General features: G+C 70.3%; 14 protein-coding genes. 5 read left to right on the top strand and 9 right to left on the bottom strand.

Annotated features, from left to right (window positions below):
• Position 1: 1 nt before the first annotated feature.
• Both F784_RS0103930 and tsaB read right to left on the bottom strand, forming a co-directional pair.
• Complete coding sequence (locus F784_RS0103930; protein ID WP_019585400.1) at positions 2-1,234, bottom strand: ABC transporter substrate-binding protein; 1,233 nt, start codon at positions 1,232-1,234, stop codon at positions 2-4.
• A 176-nt stretch (positions 1,235-1,410) separates the two neighbouring features.
• Positions 1,411-1,986, bottom strand: coding sequence for a tRNA (adenosine(37)-N6)-threonylcarbamoyltransferase complex dimerization subunit type 1 TsaB (gene tsaB, locus F784_RS0103925; protein ID WP_019585399.1), 576 nt, complete (start codon positions 1,984-1,986; stop codon positions 1,411-1,413).
• A 106-nt stretch (positions 1,987-2,092) separates the two neighbouring features.
• On the opposite strand from tsaB, the gene F784_RS0103920 reads away from it, so the two are divergent.
• Positions 2,093-3,235 carry a citrate/2-methylcitrate synthase gene (locus F784_RS0103920; RefSeq protein WP_019585398.1) on the top strand — a complete coding sequence of 381 codons (1,143 nt, stop codon included), beginning with the start codon at positions 2,093-2,095 and terminating at the stop codon, positions 3,233-3,235.
• A 58-nt stretch (positions 3,236-3,293) separates the two neighbouring features.
• Here the strand turns inward: F784_RS0103920 and F784_RS0103915 are convergent, their stop codons facing one another.
• Positions 3,294-3,719 carry a hypothetical protein gene (locus F784_RS0103915; RefSeq protein ID WP_019585397.1) on the bottom strand — a complete coding sequence of 142 codons (426 nt, stop codon included), beginning with the start codon at positions 3,717-3,719 and terminating at the stop codon, positions 3,294-3,296.
• A 176-nt stretch (positions 3,720-3,895) separates the two neighbouring features.
• Here F784_RS0103915 and F784_RS0103910 point away from each other — a divergent pair, with 176 nt between their 5' ends.
• Both F784_RS0103910 and F784_RS0103905 read left to right on the top strand, forming a co-directional pair.
• Positions 3,896-4,636 (top strand): ATP-binding cassette domain-containing protein, encoded by a 741-nt coding sequence (locus F784_RS0103910; RefSeq protein WP_051086927.1) that lies wholly within the window; start codon positions 3,896-3,898, stop codon positions 4,634-4,636.
• Positions 4,633-6,093 (top strand): ABC-2 family transporter permease, encoded by a 1,461-nt coding sequence (locus F784_RS0103905; protein WP_157464967.1) that lies wholly within the window; start codon positions 4,633-4,635, stop codon positions 6,091-6,093. The genes F784_RS0103910 and F784_RS0103905 overlap by 4 nt, the downstream gene beginning before the upstream one ends.
• Before the next feature lie 44 nt (positions 6,094-6,137).
• Here the strand turns inward: F784_RS0103905 and F784_RS0103900 are convergent, their stop codons facing one another.
• The 4 genes from F784_RS0103900 to F784_RS26755 all read right to left on the bottom strand — a co-directional run bounded on the left by F784_RS0103900 (position 6,138) and on the right by F784_RS26755 (position 8,835).
• The gene (locus tag F784_RS0103900) at positions 6,138-6,596 is read right to left on the bottom strand and encodes a hypothetical protein (protein WP_026332252.1); all 459 of its coding nucleotides are present in this window, start codon (positions 6,594-6,596) and stop codon (positions 6,138-6,140) included.
• Between the two features lie 66 nt (positions 6,597-6,662).
• The gene (locus F784_RS0103895) at positions 6,663-7,646 is read right to left on the bottom strand and encodes an MBL fold metallo-hydrolase (protein WP_019585393.1); all 984 of its coding nucleotides are present in this window, start codon (positions 7,644-7,646) and stop codon (positions 6,663-6,665) included.
• 34 nt (positions 7,647-7,680) lie between these two features.
• Entirely contained in the window at positions 7,681-8,145 is a 465-nt protein-coding gene (locus F784_RS0103890; protein ID WP_019585392.1) for a metallophosphoesterase family protein, read from the bottom strand.
• A 69-nt stretch (positions 8,146-8,214) separates the two neighbouring features.
• On the bottom strand, positions 8,215-8,835 hold the full coding sequence (locus F784_RS26755) for a hypothetical protein (protein ID WP_019585391.1): 621 nt from the start codon (positions 8,833-8,835) through the stop codon (positions 8,215-8,217).
• Positions 8,836-8,922: 87 nt separating this feature from the next.
• On the opposite strand from F784_RS26755, the gene F784_RS0103880 reads away from it, so the two are divergent.
• Positions 8,923-10,620 (top strand): outer membrane protein assembly factor BamB family protein, encoded by a 1,698-nt coding sequence (locus tag F784_RS0103880; RefSeq protein ID WP_026332250.1) that lies wholly within the window; start codon positions 8,923-8,925, stop codon positions 10,618-10,620.
• Positions 10,621-10,668: 48 nt separating this feature from the next.
• Positions 10,669-11,493: an SDR family NAD(P)-dependent oxidoreductase gene (locus tag F784_RS0103875; RefSeq protein ID WP_019585389.1), complete on the top strand. Its 825-nt coding sequence runs from the start codon at positions 10,669-10,671 to the stop codon at positions 11,491-11,493.
• 383 nt (positions 11,494-11,876) lie between these two features.
• Here the strand turns inward: F784_RS0103875 and F784_RS0103870 are convergent, their stop codons facing one another.
• Positions 11,877-14,156, bottom strand: a complete 2,280-nt coding sequence (locus F784_RS0103870; protein ID WP_019585388.1) for a xanthine dehydrogenase family protein molybdopterin-binding subunit — start codon at positions 14,154-14,156, stop codon at positions 11,877-11,879.
• A 387-nt stretch (positions 14,157-14,543) separates the two neighbouring features.
• Entirely contained in the window at positions 14,544-17,771 is a 3,228-nt protein-coding gene (locus F784_RS0103865) for a S41 family peptidase (RefSeq protein WP_019585387.1), read from the bottom strand.
• Positions 17,772-18,116 lie beyond the last annotated feature (345 nt).

Genomic DNA, 18,116 nt, shown 5'->3' with positions numbered 1-18,116 from the left:
CTCACTTCAGCACGCCGTCCAGGTCGCGCTGCATGTCCTTCAGCGCCGCGTCCACACTCTTGCTGCCCGCGACCGCCGCCGACACGTTGTTGCGAACGATCTCCGAGACGCGCGGGTAGGCAGGGGTCACGGGCCGGGGCCGCGCGCCGGTCACGATGCGGTACAGATCCTTGAAGTGCGGGTTGGCGGCCAGCACGGCCTTGTCGTTGTACAGGCTGGCGCGCACGGGGAGGTAGGCGCCCTTGACTGCCAGCTCGCGCTGCACGTCGGTGCTCGCCATGAACTGCAAGAGCTTCGCGGCGGTGGCCTTGTTCTTGCTGTAGGCGCTGATCGCCCACTCCCAGCCGCCCGTGCAGGTCGCGCTGGCGTTCTTGCCGAAGGCGGGGAGGGGGGCCACGCCCACATCACCCTTCACCTTGGTGGGCTGCGGGCTGTTCCCCTGGAAGTGCGCCCAGGCGTAGCTCCAGTTCAGGCCGAACAGCACGTTGCCCGCCTGGAACTGCTGGCGCGAGTCGTCGGTCTTCATCTCGTAGCTGGCGGCGGGGGCGAGCTTGGTCTTCACCGCGTTCACCAGGAAGCCCAGGCCCTGGCGCCCGGCCGCGCTGTCCACCGCCTGCACGTTGCCGCCCGCGCCCCACAGCGTCTCCAGGAAGTTGCAGACCGTGCCCTCGATGGGCGCCCCCTGGAAGTTCAGGCCCTGGAGGTTGCCCCCCTCGGCCTTCTGGATGCGGGCGGCGGTGGCGGCGAGTTCGTCCCAGGTTTTCGGCACCTTGGCGCCGTACTTGGCGAGCAGATCCTTGCGGTAGTACAGGAACTGCGCGTCCGTGAAGGCGGGCATGGCGTACAGCTTGCCGTCCACCGTCGCGGCGTTGATCGGCCCCTTCAGGAAGGCCTTCAGGTACACGCTCTTGTTGGGCAGGTAGCTGTCCAGCGGCTCGGCCCACCCGGCGGCGGCGAAGGTCGCGGTTCGCACCACGTCGATCAGGAACACGTCGAGGCTGGGGTCCCGCGCGGCGAGCACGGTCGTCAGGTACTGGTTCTGCGCCTCGCTGGTGGCGCCGCCCGTCTCGATCTTGACCTGAATGTTGGGGTTCTGCTTCTCGAACCGGTCGAAGATGGGCTGGAAGATCTCGGGGCGCTGCTGGCTGCCCATAAAGACAGTCAGCGTGGTGGGCGCGGCGCTCGCGGCCCCGATCAGGGCGAGGAGGGCGGTCAGGGTCAGGCAAGTACGCATGGGGAAACCTCCGGTGGGCAGGCAGGGGCCCGGTAAAAGACGACCAACTCTATCAACTATTAGCGGGGTGGAGCGGTGGCTGTGAGCCAGGGTTGTTTGTGCCCCTCCAGAGTAGGGCTTTGTGGCCCCGCCTCCAACTCCCGCCCAGACCCGCCGGATGGGTGGGCCGTCTACAGTTAGAGGTACGCCAGCGCCCACTCCGTTTCCCCATGCGCCAGCCCTGCCCGCAGCAGCGCGAGGCCGTTCGGGGCGATGTCGCGGTGGTGGGGAAGGCCAGCGGCCAGGGCCTCGAACTCCTCCAGCGGGCGCCGGGCGGGGGGGTGGACGACCCGCGTGACCACGCCCTCCCGCACCTCGTACACCGCGCCGTAGACGTTGCCACGCCGGGCGTCGAGGGAGACGGCGACCTCGCCTTCCGGGACGGTTCCATCCGGGCCATGCACCAGGGCCTCCAGGGTCGAGACGCCGAGGACTGGGGCTCCCCACACTCGCGCCAGTCCCAGGGCGTAGCTCGCCCCGACGCGAACGCCCGTGTACGACCCCGGCCCAGTTCCAATCACGATTTGGCCCGCTCGGAAAGGAAGCCCCGCCCGCTCGAACAGCCCCTGCGCCGCGTCTGCCAGCCGCTCGGCGTGGGCGCGGCCCACCTCCTCGGAAAACGTCGCCTCTCCGCCTTCCCACGCCAAGGCCAGGGTCAGGAAGGGGGTGGCGGTGTCGAGGGCGAGGGTGACGGCAGCGGCGGGAACGGTCATCGCCGGGTCATTGTAGGGTGATCGCCGCGCGGCGCTGTCACCGCAGCGGGAACGTGACTGTGGGGAGATTCGGCATGTCACGGCCCGGTGGTATGGTGAGCCCATCATGACGAACACGGCCAACATCGCCAAGGGGCTGGAAGGCGTTCTCTTCACCGAGACGAGGCTGACCTTCATTAACGGGTCGGAAGGCATCCTGACGCACCTGGGCATCCCGATTCAGGAGTGGGCCGAGAAGAGCACCTTCGAGGAGCTGTCCCTCGCCCTGCTGGACGGCGAACTACCCACGGCGGCCGAACTCGCCCGCTTCGACGCCGACCTCAAGGCGAACCGGGCCGTGCCGCAGGGGCTTCTGGACGTGATCTCGGCGATGCCCCGGGGCGTTCACCCCATGCAGGCGCTCCGCACCGCCGTCTCCTACCTGGGCCTGCTCGACCCCCAGGCCGAGGAGACGACCGAGGAGGCCCGCCGTGCCATCGCCATCCGCATGATCGCGCAGTTTGCCACGGTCATCGCGGCGATCAACCGCGCCCAGGAGGGGCAGGAGATCGTGGCGCCGCGTATGGACCTGACCCACGCGGGCAACTTCCTGTATATGCTGACGGGTAAGGAGCCCACCGGGGAACAGGCCCGGCTCTTCGACATCGCGCTCGTGCTGCACGCCGACCATGGCATGAATGCGAGCACCTTCACCGCGATTGCCACGGCGAGCACCCTCAGCGACATGTACTCCTGCATCACCTCGGCGGTCGGGGCACTCAAGGGGCCGCTCCACGGTGGGGCGAACGAGGCCGTGATGGACATGCTCGACGAGGTGGGCGCGCCCGAGAATGCCGAGAGTTACATCACCGCCAAGCTCGACCGCAAGGAAAAGATCATGGGCGTGGGGCACCGGGTCTACAAGTACTTCGACCCGCGCTCGCGCGTGCTGCGCGACTACGCCGCCCACGTCGCCAGCAAGGAAGGCAAGAGCAACTACTACCAGATCCTCGAAACCATCGAGCGGGTCGTGGTGGAGCGGATGGGCTCGCGCGGCATCTACCCCAACGTGGATTTCTACAGCGGCACCGTCTACAGCGACCTGGGCATCCGCAAGGAGTACTTCACGCCGATCTTCGCGCTGGCCCGCATCAGTGGCTGGTGCGCCTCGGTGATCGAGTACACGCGGGACAACCGTCTGCTGCGGCCGGATGCCCTGTACACCGGGGCCCGCGACCAGCAGTACGTGCCGCTGCAAGAGCGCCAGTAGGCGCGGCGCACAAAGGGAAGGGCCGGGGCGCTGAGGCTCCGGCCCTTCGCCATAGGGCTCAGGCGTTCAGCGACTCGACCACCCAGGGGCCGTAATGGTTCACGAAGTGGGCGCGGCTCTCGCGGAAGACCTGGGCCACCTGGGCCACGCTCCCCGGGGCGCCCGAGAGGTCCACGCTCAGCACGATCTCGCCGCGGCCGAGGGCATGGGCGTACTGCTCGATGTGGGGCCGCTCGTCGGTCATGCCCTGCATCAGCCGCAGGAAACGCCCCCACAGCCCGTGGCCCTCGACGTCCAGGGCCTGCTGACCCTCGTCGCCCATGATGAGCTGCACGGCCTGGTCCCTCAGCCCGAGGTCGAGCAGCCGGGACGTACACTCCTGCACGTCCTCCAGCGAGACGAACACGCCGTACACCCGGCCCCGGCTGTTCAGGGTGAAGTGGGCGGGATTGGGGCGGCGGGCCGGACGGGAACGGGTCGGCATGGGGTCCTCCTGTTCGGGTGGATGGGGGCGGGCAAACGCGGCACCGACACGAGGAAGGGTGGCCGGAGGGTACTCCCGCCCCGGCGCGGAGTGTTAGGAACCCGCACACAACTTTTCTTTTCCGCCGACAACTTTGGTGGGATGAGGCCACAATGTGCAGCTTCTACAGTCTCGGCATGACGCTGACCCTGCCCGAGTCTCCCGATGTTCACGAGGCGGCCTTGATCCGCACCGAGGGCCTGAGCCGCCTCTACCGGGGGATCCCTGCCGTTCAGAACCTGAACCTGCGGGTGCGGGCGGGCCGGGTGTACGTCCTGCTGGGTCCGAACGGGGCGGGCAAGAGCACCACCCTGCGGATGCTGCTCGGCCTGATCCGCCCCAGCGCCGGGCGGATCTTCCTGTTCCGGGAGTCGTGGCGGCCCGCCCACCTCGCCCGCGTCGGGGCGAGCATTGACGGGCCCGCGCTCTACGATCACCTGGATGCGGCCGGGAACCTGGAGGTCCATACCCGGCTGCTGGGCCTGCCCGCCGCCCGCATCCCCGGGGTGCTGGCGCGCGTCGGCCTCGCGGACACGGGGCGCAGGCGGGCCGGGCAGTTCAGCATGGGGATGCGGGCGCGGCTGGCGCTGGGAATCGCCCTGCTCACCGAGCCCGACGTGCTGCTCCTCGACGAGCCGCAAAACGGCCTGGACCCCGAGGGTATCCGGGAGCTGCGGGCGCTGCTGCGCGCCTACGCGGCGTCCGGCCGCACCGTCCTGGTGTCCAGCCACCTCCTCGGCGAGGTCCTGCACCTGGCGGACGATGTGGGGGTGATGGCGCGCGGCACCCTGTGCTACCAGGGGCCGCTGTCCGGCCTCGCCCCGGACGGTGACCTGGAGGGGGCCTACCTGCGCCTCACCTCGGGGATGCGGGCATGAGGGCACCCGTGGCGGCCCTGCTCGGTGCCGAGGTGAGGCGGTCGCGGGGAAGCGCGGCGGCCCAGGTGCCCGTCTTCGCCCTGCTGGCGGGCGGCCTCCAGGGTGTGCTGTTCCTGCTCAGCCCGGATGCCCTGCGGACCTGGGCAGGCGTGACGGCCTGGCACAACCTCTGGGTGGTCTTCCTGGGTCCGCTGGCCCTGGCGCTCCTGGCCGCCCTGACCGCCCGCCGTGAGGCCCGGGCGCGGGGCGGGGGAACGTGGTGGCGCGCCATCCCGCCGCAGCGCCAGCACCTCGCCACCTTCGCAGTCATGGCGGGGCTGGCGCTGGCGATGCACCTCACCGCGCTGCTGGTCTGCCTGCCGTTCGGGCTGGCGGCCCACCTGCCCGGCCCGCCTCCCCTCGGGCGATTGCTGACGGCGGCGCTCGCCTTGTGGGCGTGCAGCCTGCCGCTGCTGGCCCTTCTCGACGGCCTCGCACGGCGGGCGGGTCTGCCCCTGACCCTGGCGGCGGCCTTCGTCCTGGCGATCAGCGGCACCGTCATGGCCGAGGGTCCCCGCTGGCTCTTCAACCCGGCAGCGTGGGGGGTGCGGGCCACCCTGCCGCTGATCGGAACGCACGCCAACGGTATTCCCCTGGAGGCGGGCAGCGCGTGGTGGGCGCTGCCCCTGTGGCCGCTCGTGACCCTGGCGCTGGTGGCAACCCCGCTGCTGGTGACGTGGGCGGGGCGGACCCTGCCGGGCCAGCGGCCAGCAAGGCGTTCCCGCGAGGCTGGGCGGGGGCGTGTGGACGCTGGTCGGGCCGCCCGCCCCTCGGCCCTCGGCGCCGAATTCGTGAAGTGGCGCGGCTCGCCCCTGCCCCTGCTGGCGCTCGGCGGTCCTCTCCTGGCCGCCCTGCTCGCCGCGTGGCGTCACGCCGCACTCGGCGCCCTGGAAGGCTGGACGCTCCTCGTGGTGCCCTTCGGGGCAGCCCTGGTCGCCGTCCAGACCTGGGCGTGGGAGGAAGGGGCGTGGCGGGCTCTGCGGGGGCGGGGGATTCCACCACTGCGGCTCCAGGCGGCCAAGGGGACGCTGGGCTGGCTGCTGGCGTTCGCAAGCACGCTGCTGCTCGCCCTCGCGTGCCGGGCGCTGGGGGTTCCCGCCGCGCCCATTGCCCGCCTGCTCGTCCTGAATGGGGCTCTCCTGGCCTGCCTGCTCGCCCTGCACCTGTGGCTGGCCGTGCGTTTCGGCGGGGGTCCGAGCATGGGAGTCGGGGTCATCGGCACCCTGCTTGCCGCCCTGCTGGGCGGCACGGGGCTGGGCGAGCGGCTCTGGCCCCTGGTGCCCTGGACCTGGGGCTGGGTGGCGGCCGGTCGGGGGGAGTGGCTGGGGTATGCCCTGCTCGCCGCGGTGCTGGCCGCTGTCTTCATGGCCCTCGGCGTTCGGGCCTCCGCGCGTTCGTCGGGAGGGTCAGCAGGCTGAAGGCCGGGGTGCATAGGCCCCGGCCCTCTCCCCGGCGAGTTTCCCTACGCGCTCATGCCCTTGCTGCCATGCAGGGTGCGCTCCACTGCCTCGGTCACCTCGCCCTCGAAGCGGCGCAGGTGTTCGCGCAGCCGCTCCAACTCGCCCGCCCCCAGGTCGCGCAGCCACAGCACGGCGCGGCCCAGCACCGCGAAGGTCAGGGGGGCGTCCTCCTCGGCGTCCTCGTCCTCCACGGGGTCGAGGTTCAGGGCGCCGTAGTCCAGGCCCTGGTTGAGCAGGTTCATGCCCATCAGGATGTCGGGCAGGGCGTCCTCCTCGACGTACAGGTCGAGGTCGAGGTGAAGGCGCACGATCACGCCGCCCTGGGGATCGGGGTCGGCGAAGAGCGCCACCCGGCTCTCGCCGTTCCGCACCAGGGCGCCGTCCTCCACCGCTTCGACGGTCATTCCGCTTTCCTCCAGGGCGCGCATGATGCGCTGAAGTTCCATCCGCGAGGCCGTCATGGGGGCGAGTATAGAGCGGGGACCGCGCCCAAACGGCGGCTGGGCGTCATTTGACGGGGGGAAGACTCACCCGTGATACACCCACGCCTCCCCCTGCCAGGTTCGCGCGAGCTGCCCCAGCAGGCGCAGGTGTTCGGCGTGCGCCAGCGTCTCGGCCAGGGCGAAGCGGCGCCCGGCGGTGTTGAGGTCGCGCGGGAACATGGCGAGCGACAGGGCGTAGGCGCTGCGCGGCTCGCGGCCCGCCTCCGCCCGGATGAAATCCAGCCGCTCGTGGTGGTGGCCCCGTAGTTGCCGGGCACGGGCCTGCACGCCGTCCATCACGGGACCGTGGTGCCCCACGACGGCGCGGGCGGGGTTCAGTGCCTCCAGCTTCCCGAGCGTCTGGAGATAGTCGCCCAGGGGATCGGGCCGGGTGTAGGCATACAGGCCGATGTTCGGGCTGATGCGCGGCAGGATGGCGTCCCCGGCGATCAGCAGGCTTTCCGCTTCATTCCAGAGGCCCAGGTGCCCGTCGGCGTGGCCGGGGAGCCACAGCACCTCCCACTCGCCGCCCGCCAGTGGGACGGTCTGTCCCTCGCGCAGGGGCTGGACCCGGGTGGCGGGCTGGACCCGGGCGCGGGTGCGGCGGCTCTCGCCCTCCAGCGTCTCCAGCAGCTCCAGGGGCAGGCCGTGGTCGCGCATGTGCTTGACATGGCCGGGCAGCCACTCCTCCCACATGTGCCAGTAGCGCTCGCCGCGCCCGATCTCCACGTCGAGCATCTGCACCGCCGCGCCGCTACGCTCCTCCACCACGCCCGCCAGCCCGTAGTGGTCGGGATGGTGGTGCGTGATGATGACCCGCTCCACGTCCGGCCAATGAAGGCCCAGCGCCGCGAGCCCGTCCTCGATGGCCTGCCGCGCCTCAGGGGTATCGAGCGCCGCGTCGATCAGGGTGACGGGACCGCCCATGTCGATCAGCACCGTCACGGTCTTCATGGGGTAGGGGATGGGCACCTGAAGGGCGTGCAATGTGCCGTGAACGCGGGACAGGGCGGGGGCGGGGGCGGTCATTGGGGCAGGCTAGCACTGCTCCGGGAGCCCGCCCTCAGGAGAGCAGCGTCACCGGTTCGACGCGCACCCCGCCGCCCTCCAGATACAGCCAAGCACAGGCCACCGGCAGCCGAAAGCGGCGCGGCCCCACCGAGCCGGGGTTCAGGAAAGTCACGCCTCCGCGCTGCTCCAGCCTCGGGGCGTGGGTATGTCCGCTGATGACCACCTGTATGCCTGCCTCCTCCGGTTGCAGGTCGAGGTCGTGGAGGTCATGCAGGAGGTAGACCCACACCCCCTCCAACTCGACCAGCAGGGTTTCCGGGAGTGCGGAGAGGGGCGGCGTTCGGTCCACGTTGCCCCGCACCGCGTAGGCCGGGCCGGACGTGGCCGCGCGCAGGGCACCCAGCACCTCGGGCTTGCCCACGTCGCCCGCGTGCAGCAGGGCGTCCGCCTCCGCGGCCAGCGTCAGGACCTCGGGGCGCAGCAGGCCGTGGGTGTCGGAGAGGACGAGAACGCGCATGGCCCGAGTCTAAAGGCCCACATGAGAAACGCGCCCCCGCTGAGGAGGGCGCGCCGCGGGCCGCTTTCCTTACTGAAGGCGCTTCTGGATGGCCTGCAGGCTGGCGCTGTCGGCCCAGCTCTGGCCCTTCTGCACGTAGGCGAGGGCAGCCGTACGGTCGCCGCGCTGGAGGGCGATGTAGGCGAGCTTGGCGGCGCTGAGGGAGGCGTACTGCTTCTCCTGGTCACTCAGGTCGCCTAGGCGGTTCCAGGCGTTGTAGGCGTTGATCCACCACTGGGTCTTGGTGTAGAGCTGCGCCAGGTAGGACTGGTAGTTGCGGTTGCCCGCCTCCTGCTGCGCGGCGAAGTAGGCCGAGTCCACGGCGGCCTTCCACAGCGTGCGGTCGTAGAAGGGCACGGGGTAGGCGACGTCGGCCTGCACGGCGAACTCCTGGGCGCGCGTGAAGTTGTCGGCGGCGCTCAGGGTCGAGGGGTCGGTGGTGCCCTGGGTGGCCGTGCCCGCGGTGCTGGTGTCGGTGGTCGTGGTGCTCGTGTCGGTCGTCTGCGTCGTGGTGTCGGTGCTCTGCTGGGTGGTGTCCGTGGTCTGGGTCTGCGTGGTGTCGGTCGTTTGTGTCGTGCTGGTGTCGGTGGAGGTCTGCGCGGCGGCGAGGCCAGCGAGCGCGAACGCGGTCAGCATGAGAATCTTTTTCATAACGAAATGCATCTTAGGACGCTACCCTGGCACCCGTCCATGTGCCCCCACACCCACTAAAGGGACTGTAAAGGAGCTTACCTTCACATGAGGAAAATCCTCGCTCTCTCACTTGCTCTTGTGCCCACCGCCCTTTCTGCCGCGCAGGCCCAGCCCTCCCCACAGGTCGCCTGGTTCAAGGACCTGAAGGTTCTCTCAACCGTAGCGGTCGCCGACAACGGTGATCTGTTCTTCGTGGGATCCGACACCCGGGTCCACCGGACCGACGCCCGCGGCGTCGAGAAATGGAACTACGCGACCGGCGACATCGGCCGCGCCCACCCCATCGTGACCCCACAGGGCACGGTGATCGCCGCCTCCTACGACGACAACGTGTATGCCCTGGACGCCTCGGGCAAGCTGCTCTGGAAGACCAAGCTCGATGGTGACCTGTTCGCCAGCCCCGCCCTGCGTACCGATGGCAGCGTGATCGTCGCCACGGCCGGGGGGAGCGTGTACGCGCTGGGTCCGGGGGGGCAGGTGCTGTGGACCTACAAGGTCGGCGCCCCCGTGTTCAGCAGCCCCGCCGTCGCCGCCGACGGCACGATTTATTTCGGTGCCCAGGACAACCAGTTGCACGCGCTCACACCGGACGGCAGGCAGAAGTGGGCCTTTCGCGCGGGGTCGCTGGTGTTCAGCAGCCCGGCGCTCGACCGCCAGGGCAACATCTACTTCGGCTCCAGCGACCGCCGCATCTACTCGGTCTCTCCCGACGGCAAGGGACGCTGGGTCCGCGGCACGGGCCTCTTCGTGAACGCCAGCCCCATTGTCACGAGCGGGGACCTCGTCGTGGTGGGCAGCTACGACGGCAAGGTCTACGCGATCAACACCACCGGTGAGGACGAGTGGACGTACGACGCGGGCGCCCCCGTCGCGGCGGCGGCGGCCGAACTTGCGGACGGCAGCGTGGTCGTGCCCGACCTGAGTGGCACCGTTCACGCCATCGGCCGGGCGGGGCAAAGCCTGTGGAAGATCGCCGCGGGCAAGAAGATCGACACGAACGTGACCGTGAGTGACCAGGGCGTCCTGTATTTCACCACCGAGGGGGGCGGTCTGAGCGCCGTTCAGAAGCAGCCGCCCCTGGCCGACGGCCCCTGGACCACCTTCCGGGGCGTGCCCAGCGGCTGGGGTCACACGCTGACGGCGCAGGAGGCCCAGGCCCGGGCAGCGGCGAGGAAGGCCGCGGCGACCGCCGTCCTCGCGGGGCGTCCGGCCACGCCTCCCTCCAGGCCCGCGCCGACCACGCCCGCCCCGGCCCCTTCCCGACCCCCGGTGGCTCAGACTCCAGCAACGCAGACTCCGGCGCCACAGCCACCTACAACGACCACCCCGGTCACCCCGACCGCTCCCACCCGCACGCCCGAGCAATACGCGCAGGCGGCCGGGCAGGGGGCGCGGACCCTCGACGGCCGGGTCTACCTGCCGCTCCGGGAGGCCGCCGGGGCGCTGGGCACGCCCATCCGGCTCCTCACGCCCCGCACGGCGACCCTGGCGCTTCCGGGGCAGGCTGCCGCGGCCCCTGTTCGCCCGGTCCCGGTGCGCTATGTGGGCCGCATCCCGTTCGTGCCGCTGGCCGCGCTCACCGGCCTGCCCGGCGTGAAGGCGGCGGCCCACCGCGCCCCTACCGGAGTCATCCTGACCCTCGCGGGGCGGACCCTCACCTTCCCGCTGAATTTCCCCGCCCTCACCCCGCTGCGGTCCCAGCCCGAGTACCCGGCAGTGTTGAGGAGGCCGGGAGGTGTGTAACCCCGCGAACCACACGCCTCCGGTGAAGTGGCCCGCAGGGAGGGCGATATGAGCGAACCTGACACGGGCTCCGGCCATTCAAACCTGCGCGGCCGGGTGACGATCGTCACGGGGGCGGCCACCGGCATCGGGCGCTCCATCGCGCGGCTCGCGGGGGCGGAGGGCGCCCGCCTCGTCCTGGCGGATGTCAACACCGGGGAGGGCGAGGGAACGGCGCGGGATGTGATCGCCCGGGGCGGGGAGGCGCTGTTCGTGCCCTGCGACGTCTCGGATCCCGAACAGGTCCGTCACCTGATGGACGAGGCCGTGCGGCACTTCGGCCGCCTCGACGTGCTGGTGAACAATGCGGGGATCGCGGGGAGTGCCGTCCCCGCCCACGACCTCGATGTCGAGGACTGGGACCGGGTGATCGCGGTGAATCTGCGCGGCCCCTTCCTCTGCGCGAAATACGCGCTGCCGCACCTGCTGGCGAATGGGGCGGGCGTGATCGTGAACGTCGCCTCGACGTACGGCCTGATCGGCGCGCCCCTCGCCCCCGCGTACTGCGCCTCCAAGGGAGGGGTGGTGAACCTCACCCGCCAGCTCGCCGTCGATTACGGCGGGCGGGGCGTGCGGGTGAACGCCGTCTGCCCCGGGTACGTGGACACCGACATGGGGGGCCGCCGCGCCAGCCTTCCCCCGGCCCAGCGGGAGGCGGCCCAGGCGCGGCGCGAGGCGAACGCCGCGTTGCAGCCCCTCGGGCGCCAGGCCCACGCGGACGAGATCGCCCGCGCCGTCCTGTTCCTTGCGTCAGACGCCAGCTCCTTCATGACGGGCTCCATTGTCACGGTCGACGGGGGCTGCACGGCCACGTTCAACCACGGCGCAGGGTGAGGCCCGGGTCCGCCACACCCAAACGCAAAAAACCCGCACCGAAGTGCGGGCTTTTTTTGGTGGAGTCGAGGGGGATCGAACCCCTGACCTCGTCATTGCGAATAAAGCCGTCTGCTGTGACTGCCCTTTTCTGTGCCCCGGCAGAATCGGCCTCCAATACGTCTCAGCGCGGTTCGCCGGTCCATCGGCAAGATAAGAAGTGGAATCGTGCGGCAGCGTCTCGAACCGTTTTGCACCCGCTACTGCACCAAGGGGTATAAGGGCAGCAGCGGTTCACCTTATGCTCGGTCGTTGATGACGGCCTATGCCCGGTGGCCTGTGCTCCGTCAGTAGCCGAGGTGCGGATGGTGACAGGGCGACTTTGTCTCGGCCCTGGCAGCTGATCAGAGGTGCCCTTCACTCAGGCCCGTCTTCTGGACCTGCATGAGCCGCCACAGGGCTTCGGACGTAATCGGCGACGCGGTCACCCGCACGCCGACCGCGTCGCGAATCGCGTTCGCAACGGCGGCCGCTCCCGCCGTGATCGGGGGCTCCCCGACGATGCGTGCCCCAAACGGGCCGTGCTTGGAGGCGCGCTCGACGAGGACTGCCTCGATGGGTGGCAGATCGGTGGCGCGGGGAAAGGCGTATTCGAGGAAGTTCGCGCTGACGAGGGTGCCGCTCGAGTAATGCAGGCCCTCGTACAGGCCCATGCTCAGGCCCTGCGCAGTGCCACCCTGCACTTGGCCCTCGACGAGCAGGGGGTTGAGCGCGAAGCCGACGTCCTGAATCGTGACGACCTCGAGCGGCGTGACGAGGCCGGTGTCCGGGTCGACCTGTACGCGCACGAGCTGCGCCGTGAAGCCCGGCGCGCCCCCCTTGATGGCGGCGCGGCCCTCGGCCACGACCGGGCCGGGACCTCCGGGAAGGCGTTGACCCAGCTGCGCGAGCTGCCCGAGCGTGATTGACTGTCCCGGCACGCCCCTGACGCGGGCCTGACCTTCGGCAAGTTCGACATCCTCTCGGTGTGACTCGAAGTGCGCGGCGGCCAGATCGAGCAGCTGGTCGCGCACCTGCGTGCTCGCCTCCAGCACCGCCCCCGAGAGGCTGATCGTGACCTGCGATCCGCCCGAGGCAGGTGCGTACGGCCCGCTGTCGGTCGTGCCCTGCACGATTTCGACCGTGTCCGGGTCCACGCCGAGCGTCTCGGCGGCGATCAGGACCATCGAGCTGTGCACGCCGCTGATATCCACGCTGCCGACATGCAGGCGCACCGTGCCGTCCGGGTCCACCCGGCAGATCGCGCCCGCTGGCGAGAAGCCGCCCGGCCACCCGCCCACCGCCAGACCCACGCCCTCGTGGGGGCGCTGACCGCGGGACTGCCAGATCGGGTGCTCGCGTGCCCGCTCCAGGCAGGCCTTGAGGCCGATGTCCGGCCAGGGGCGGCCGGTGCCGGTCGGGTCACCGTCCTCGGCGGCGTTGAGGAGGCGCAGTTCGAGTGGGTCCTGCCCGAGGGCGCACGCCAGTTCGTCGATGTTCGATTCGAGCGCGAAGAGCGCCTGCGGCACGCCGGGCGCGCGGTACGCCCCGACCGGGGCGCGGTTCAGCAGCACCTCCAGCGTCTCGATGCGGACGTTCTCGCAGCGGTACATGCCGCCGATGACGGTGGCGATGATCCCGGCGTGTCCGTAGGGGAAGACGCCGTTCTCGATCACGGCATGTACGTCGAGTCCGACGATCCGGCCGCTGGCATCGGCGCCTAGGCGTACACGGATAGTCATGGCGGGCGCAGGTGTGGTAGTGAGCATGTCCTCGGAGCGCGAGAGCACCATGCGGACGGGGCGCCGCACATGCAGCGCGACGGCCGCCACGAGCGCGTCGAGGATGCCGTACTTCGCGCCGAAGCCGCCGCCGACCGTCATGGGCTCGACATGGACGTCGCGCTCACGCAGCCCGAGGGCGCCCGCCACCTCGCTGCGGACGACGTACTGACCCTGGGTGCTTGTGTAGACCGTGACCTCGCCCGGCCGCGCGCCGGGTCGCGCCACCACCGCGTGCGGTTCGAGGTACGCCTGATGCACCCCGGCGTTCGTGTAGCTGTGGTCGATCACGACGTGGGCGCCTTCCAGGGCGGCGCGGGCGTCGCCCCGCTCGAAGACCCGGCGCTCGTTGACGTTGGAGGGGTCCTCGCTCCCCTGTTCCCCGGCCTCCCCGCCGTGGAGGCTCACCTGGCTCGTCTCAGCGCCGGGGACCCCCTGCGGCCACACCAGCAGTTCGTCCTGCAGGGCCTGCGCCGCGTCCTCGACGCTCTCCAGCTCCTCGTAGTCGATCTCGAGGAGCCCAGCGCCGTCCTGCGCCCTGGCCTCACTCATGGCGACCACGACCGCGACAGGCTGTCCGGCAAAGACGGCCTCGTCCAGCGCGAGGACCAGGCTCGGGCGCGAGTGGGCGACGCGCCCCCCGTTGAGGTCATGCCCGGTCAGCACGGCGATCACGCCGGGCAGGGCGAGGGCGGCACTCGCGTCGATTGCGCGTACACGCGCGTGCGGGTAGGGCGAGAGGACCGGACGGGCGTGTACCATGCCCGGAAGGGCGAGGTCGGCCGTGTAGCGGGCATTTCCCGTAACCTTCTCAAGGCCGTCGATGATCTTGCGCCGTTTGCCGAGGTGGGTCGTCTGCTGCACGTGAGCCTCCGGGAATGTCTGGTTGGGGTCTATGAGCACGTACGCTCTGGGATCTCGGCCGCGGCCACCACACCTGCTCGCGTTGGGGAAAACAACGGCCTGCACTCTGGGAAGCTTGCTGCGGCCACACGCCAAGCGTCACCTTGCGAAGCCCTTTTGCAGCGTTCTTTCTGTCCGGCTCAGGCAGACTTCGGCCGGGCTCCCGTATAAGGCACGTTTTGCGTCCAGCCGGTTCGGTTGGGCTTCTTCCTGTCACCCGCTCGGTGAGGTCCAGGCCCTCCCCTTGTGAGCCGGGCCCCGCAAGTATCGGGCCCACAGGGCCATGGAACATGTAAACGTGCCCGCCTATGCGCGGGAGCAGGTCTTCTCCAGCTCGCCGGACGAAGGTCACACGCTCTGCGTCCGCTCCTTCCGGGCCGCGCTCTCCTGGACAGCCCGCGGGTCGGGCGCGGGGCGCGGCACCACCCGCGGCGGGTTCACCTCCAGTTCCGCCAGGACCAGTTCCACCGCGCGCTCCAGCTGGGGGTCGCGTCCCTCCACCGCGAGCTTCGTCGTGAGGTCGACCTCGACATCGGGCGCGACCCCCACGTTCTCGACCTCCCACTCACCTTCCGAGCTGAAGATGGCGAGACGCGGCGAGGTGAACGTCCCGCCGTCGATCAGGGGTGGGTAGTCGTAGATGCCGATCAGTCCGCCCCAGGTACGCTTCCCGACGATGGTGCCCAGCCCACGCCGACGGAAGAAGTGCGGCAGGGCGTCCCCGCCGGAGCCCGCGAGTTCATTGATGACCATGGCCTTTGGTCCGAAGATCGAGGCATTGGGCGAGGCAAAGGTGCCCCCCTCGCGCGTCGCCCAGTAGCTCAGCAGGGGACGGTCGAGCAGGTCCACCACGTAGTCCGCGACCGAGCCTCCGCCGTTGAAGCGTTCGTCAAGCACCACCCCTTGCCGGTCAAGCTGCGAGAAGTAGTAGCGGTTGAACGCCTCGTACCCGGCGCGGGCGGTGTCGGCCAGGTAGACGTACGCGACGCGCCCGCCGGAGAGCTCGTCCACGCGGCGGCGGTTCGCCTCGATCCAGGCGCGCAGCCGCAGCCGGCGCTCGTCGTCGATGGGCCGCACGGTGACGGTACGGGCGTCGGCGTCGTCCGGGGTCGGGCTCACCCGCAGCTCGGTCACGCGGTCGGCGGTCTGCTCGAAGAGGGCGTAGATGTTGTCGGGCGCGCGCAGCGGCCGCCCGTTCACGGCGAGGAGGTACTCGCCCTCACGAACGTTGACGCCGGGCTCCGTAAGGGGCGCGCGCAGGTCCGGGTTCCAGTTCAGGCCGCTGAGGATGCGCCGGAAGCGGTAGCGGCCGCCTTCGACCTCGTAGTCGGCGCCGAGCAGGCCGACCCGCCGGTTCTCCCCGCGCGGCACGTCGCCACCCGCGACGTAGGCGTGGCCCACGACGAGTTCGCCCGACAGCTCCGCGAGCAGGAAGTTGAGGTCCTCGCGGTGCGCGACGTGTGGCAGGAACGCGCGGTAACGTTCGGCCACCGCCGCCCAGTCGAGGCCGTGCATCTCCGGGTCGTAGAAGAAGTCGCGGTGGATGCGCACGGCCTCTGCGAAGATCTGCGCCCACTCCGCGCGCGGCTCGACGCGCACTTCGGCACGGTCGAGGTCAAGGCGGCCGTCCTCGGGCTTCGGCGGTTCGGCCACGTCCACGACGGCGTAGGTGGCGGGCGGCCCGCTGGCATACAGCAGCTTTTTCCCGTCGGCGCTGACGCGGTAGTCGCTCACCTTCGGCATGAACTCGCGCACCTCGCGCTTCGTGGTGTCCCAGGCGCGCAGGACGTGCAGCTCGGTTTCCTGCTCCGGGTTCACCAGGGCCGTGGGGTCGCGCTCCAGGTAGAACAGGCGGTCCTCGGCCGTCTCCAGGCGCGAGTACTCGCCGGGCGGGACGGGCAGGGCGACGATGCGCTGTCCGAGCCCGTCGAGGTCGATGCGGACGGACTCGAGCGGACGGGTCTCGTTGGAGGTGGCTTCCGGCTGCCGGGTCTCGGGTTCCTCGTCACTCCGCGGCGCGAGGGGCGAGGGGTCATCGCGCCGCAGCACGGCGACGTACAGGCTACGCGTGACGGGCCGCTCGTAGGAGGACATGTCGAGCCAGCCGGTGTTGAGCCCGTAGTTGACGCTCGCCGCGAAATACAGCAGGCGCCCGTCACGGCTGAAACGGGCACTGATGGCGTCACTCATGCCGTCGGTGACCTGCCACGACTCGCCACGCGAGACTTCGTGGACAAACACGGCCCTCAGGTGGTTCGGCAGCCGCTTGGTGTACGTGAGCCACTGCCCGTCCGGCGACCAGGCCGGGTCTAGGCTGCGCAGCGGGTGGTCGTAGGTGTCGGTGTCCACCCGCACGACCTCGCCCGTCTCCAGGACGAGATACGAGAGGTTCAGGGCCTTGTCCGTGTAGGCGACACGCGTCCCGTCCGGTGACCAGAGCGGGCTGTAGTAGAACGACGGCGAGTCGCCGAGCGTGTAGGTGCGGCGCACGTCGCCCTTCTGGTCGGCGACGACGAGCCGGTACTCGCCGCTCGCGTCGGAGAGGTAGGCGACCGATTGCCCGTCCGGCGACCACGCGGGATCACGCTCGCAGGCGCCGGGCGTGTTCGTGAGGTTGCGCGGGTCGCCCTTCCCGCTGGGCACGGTCACGATCTCGCCGCGGGCGGCGAACACGGCCCGGGCGCCGGTGGGCGACAGGTTGAACGCGGTGACGTGCGGCGCAACCTTCACATAGCGCGGGCGGGTGTTCGGGAGGTCAGCGGAGACCGTGATCCTCAGCGCCTCGGGGGCCTCGCCGGGGGTGAGGAGATGCACGCGCCCGCCCTGCTCGTAGGCGAGGCGACCCGCGCCGGAGGTGAGCGAGCGCACGTCGAAGTCGTCGTGGAAGGTGACCTGCTGGGCATCGCCAGTCCCAGGCACGTGCCGCCAGACGTTCACGGTGCCGCGGCGGTCCGAGAGGAAGTACAGGGCGTCCCCCAACCAGCAAGGGAAAGTGTCGGTGGCATTCTCGTGCGGCACCTCGACCTCGTCGAGGGTGGCCAGGTCGAGCAGGCGGACCGGCACGGTCATGCCGCCCCGGTACCTTTTCCAGGACCAGAAGGGTTCGCCGAACGGCGTGTAGGCGAGGCGGCGCCCGTCAGGCGAGAAGGCACCTCGCTCCGCCATCGGCATGGGCAGGGCCGTGGGATGCCCGCCCTCCAGGGGGAGGGTGTAGAGGCGGCGCACGCGGGCGGCGATGGTCTCACGGGCGGAGGCGAACAGGACCTGGCCGTCCGGCGTCCACCCGCGTATGAGGTCGTCACCCGGGTGGAACGTGAGGCGCCGGGGCGTGCCGCCCTCGACCGGCACGATGTAGACGCTGGCCGAACCATCGTCGTGGCCACTGAAGGCCAGGAAGCGCCCATCCGGCGAGAAGTGCGGGGTCTGCTTGTGGCCGGGTGTGGCGGTGAGGCGGCGGATGTTTCCACCATCATGGTCCGTGATCCAGAGATCCCCGGCATACACGAACGCGAGGTGGTCGGCACTCAGGGCAGGCTGGCGGAGCAGGAGGGTCTCGGCGAGGGGCAGGGACGTCATAGGTCACTCCTCATGGATTGGATTCGTGGGGCGTGAGGTGAGCTTAGCCCGCTGTGCGCTTGGAGGGTGCATATGGCAGGCAAGACCAGCAGACCCCTCATGAACAGGCATGGCGGGACGGTCCATCCACTGTTCAAGCCGCGGGTTGACCCTGGCGAACCCACCCGCGTGGCTCGCCCTGTACAGGCCACGCATCATGTTCACCGCGCCTGCTGGTGCCCCCCGGCCCACGAGCCCGGCGCTGAAGTCGTCGGAGATCACCCGCTGCTCTATAGGACAGCCCAAGACTTCTGAGGCAACGCCCGTGAAGTCCGCAAAGGTAAGGCTCAACTGAAACAGGGGCAG

It is taken from the genome of Deinococcus apachensis DSM 19763, assembly GCF_000381345.1.
Lineage (GTDB): Bacteria > Deinococcota > Deinococci > Deinococcales > Deinococcaceae > Deinococcus > Deinococcus apachensis.
Note: the sequence above shows the minus strand (reverse complement) of the source record. Positions and strands in the feature narration are given on the sequence as shown.

Coding starts and splice junctions, on each gene's coding strand:
- F784_RS0103930 (WP_019585400.1), bottom strand. CDS start 1,234: ATGCGTACTTGCCTGACCCTGACCGCCCTCCTCGCCCTGATCGGGGCC.
- tsaB (WP_019585399.1), bottom strand. CDS start 1,986: ATGACCGTTCCCGCCGCTGCCGTCACCCTCGCCCTCGACACCGCCACC.
- F784_RS0103920 (WP_019585398.1), top strand. CDS start 2,093: ATGACGAACACGGCCAACATCGCCAAGGGGCTGGAAGGCGTTCTCTTC.
- F784_RS0103915 (WP_019585397.1), bottom strand. CDS start 3,719: ATGCCGACCCGTTCCCGTCCGGCCCGCCGCCCCAATCCCGCCCACTTC.
- F784_RS0103910 (WP_051086927.1), top strand. CDS start 3,896: ATGACGCTGACCCTGCCCGAGTCTCCCGATGTTCACGAGGCGGCCTTG.
- F784_RS0103905 (WP_157464967.1), top strand. CDS start 4,633: ATGAGGGCACCCGTGGCGGCCCTGCTCGGTGCCGAGGTGAGGCGGTCG.
- F784_RS0103900 (WP_026332252.1), bottom strand. CDS start 6,596: ATGACGGCCTCGCGGATGGAACTTCAGCGCATCATGCGCGCCCTGGAG.
- F784_RS0103895 (WP_019585393.1), bottom strand. CDS start 7,646: ATGACCGCCCCCGCCCCCGCCCTGTCCCGCGTTCACGGCACATTGCAC.
- F784_RS0103890 (WP_019585392.1), bottom strand. CDS start 8,145: ATGCGCGTTCTCGTCCTCTCCGACACCCACGGCCTGCTGCGCCCCGAG.
- F784_RS26755 (WP_019585391.1), bottom strand. CDS start 8,835: ATGAAAAAGATTCTCATGCTGACCGCGTTCGCGCTCGCTGGCCTCGCC.
- F784_RS0103880 (WP_026332250.1), top strand. CDS start 8,923: ATGAGGAAAATCCTCGCTCTCTCACTTGCTCTTGTGCCCACCGCCCTT.
- F784_RS0103875 (WP_019585389.1), top strand. CDS start 10,669: ATGAGCGAACCTGACACGGGCTCCGGCCATTCAAACCTGCGCGGCCGG.
- F784_RS0103865 (WP_019585387.1), bottom strand. CDS start 17,771: ATGACGTCCCTGCCCCTCGCCGAGACCCTCCTGCTCCGCCAGCCTGCC.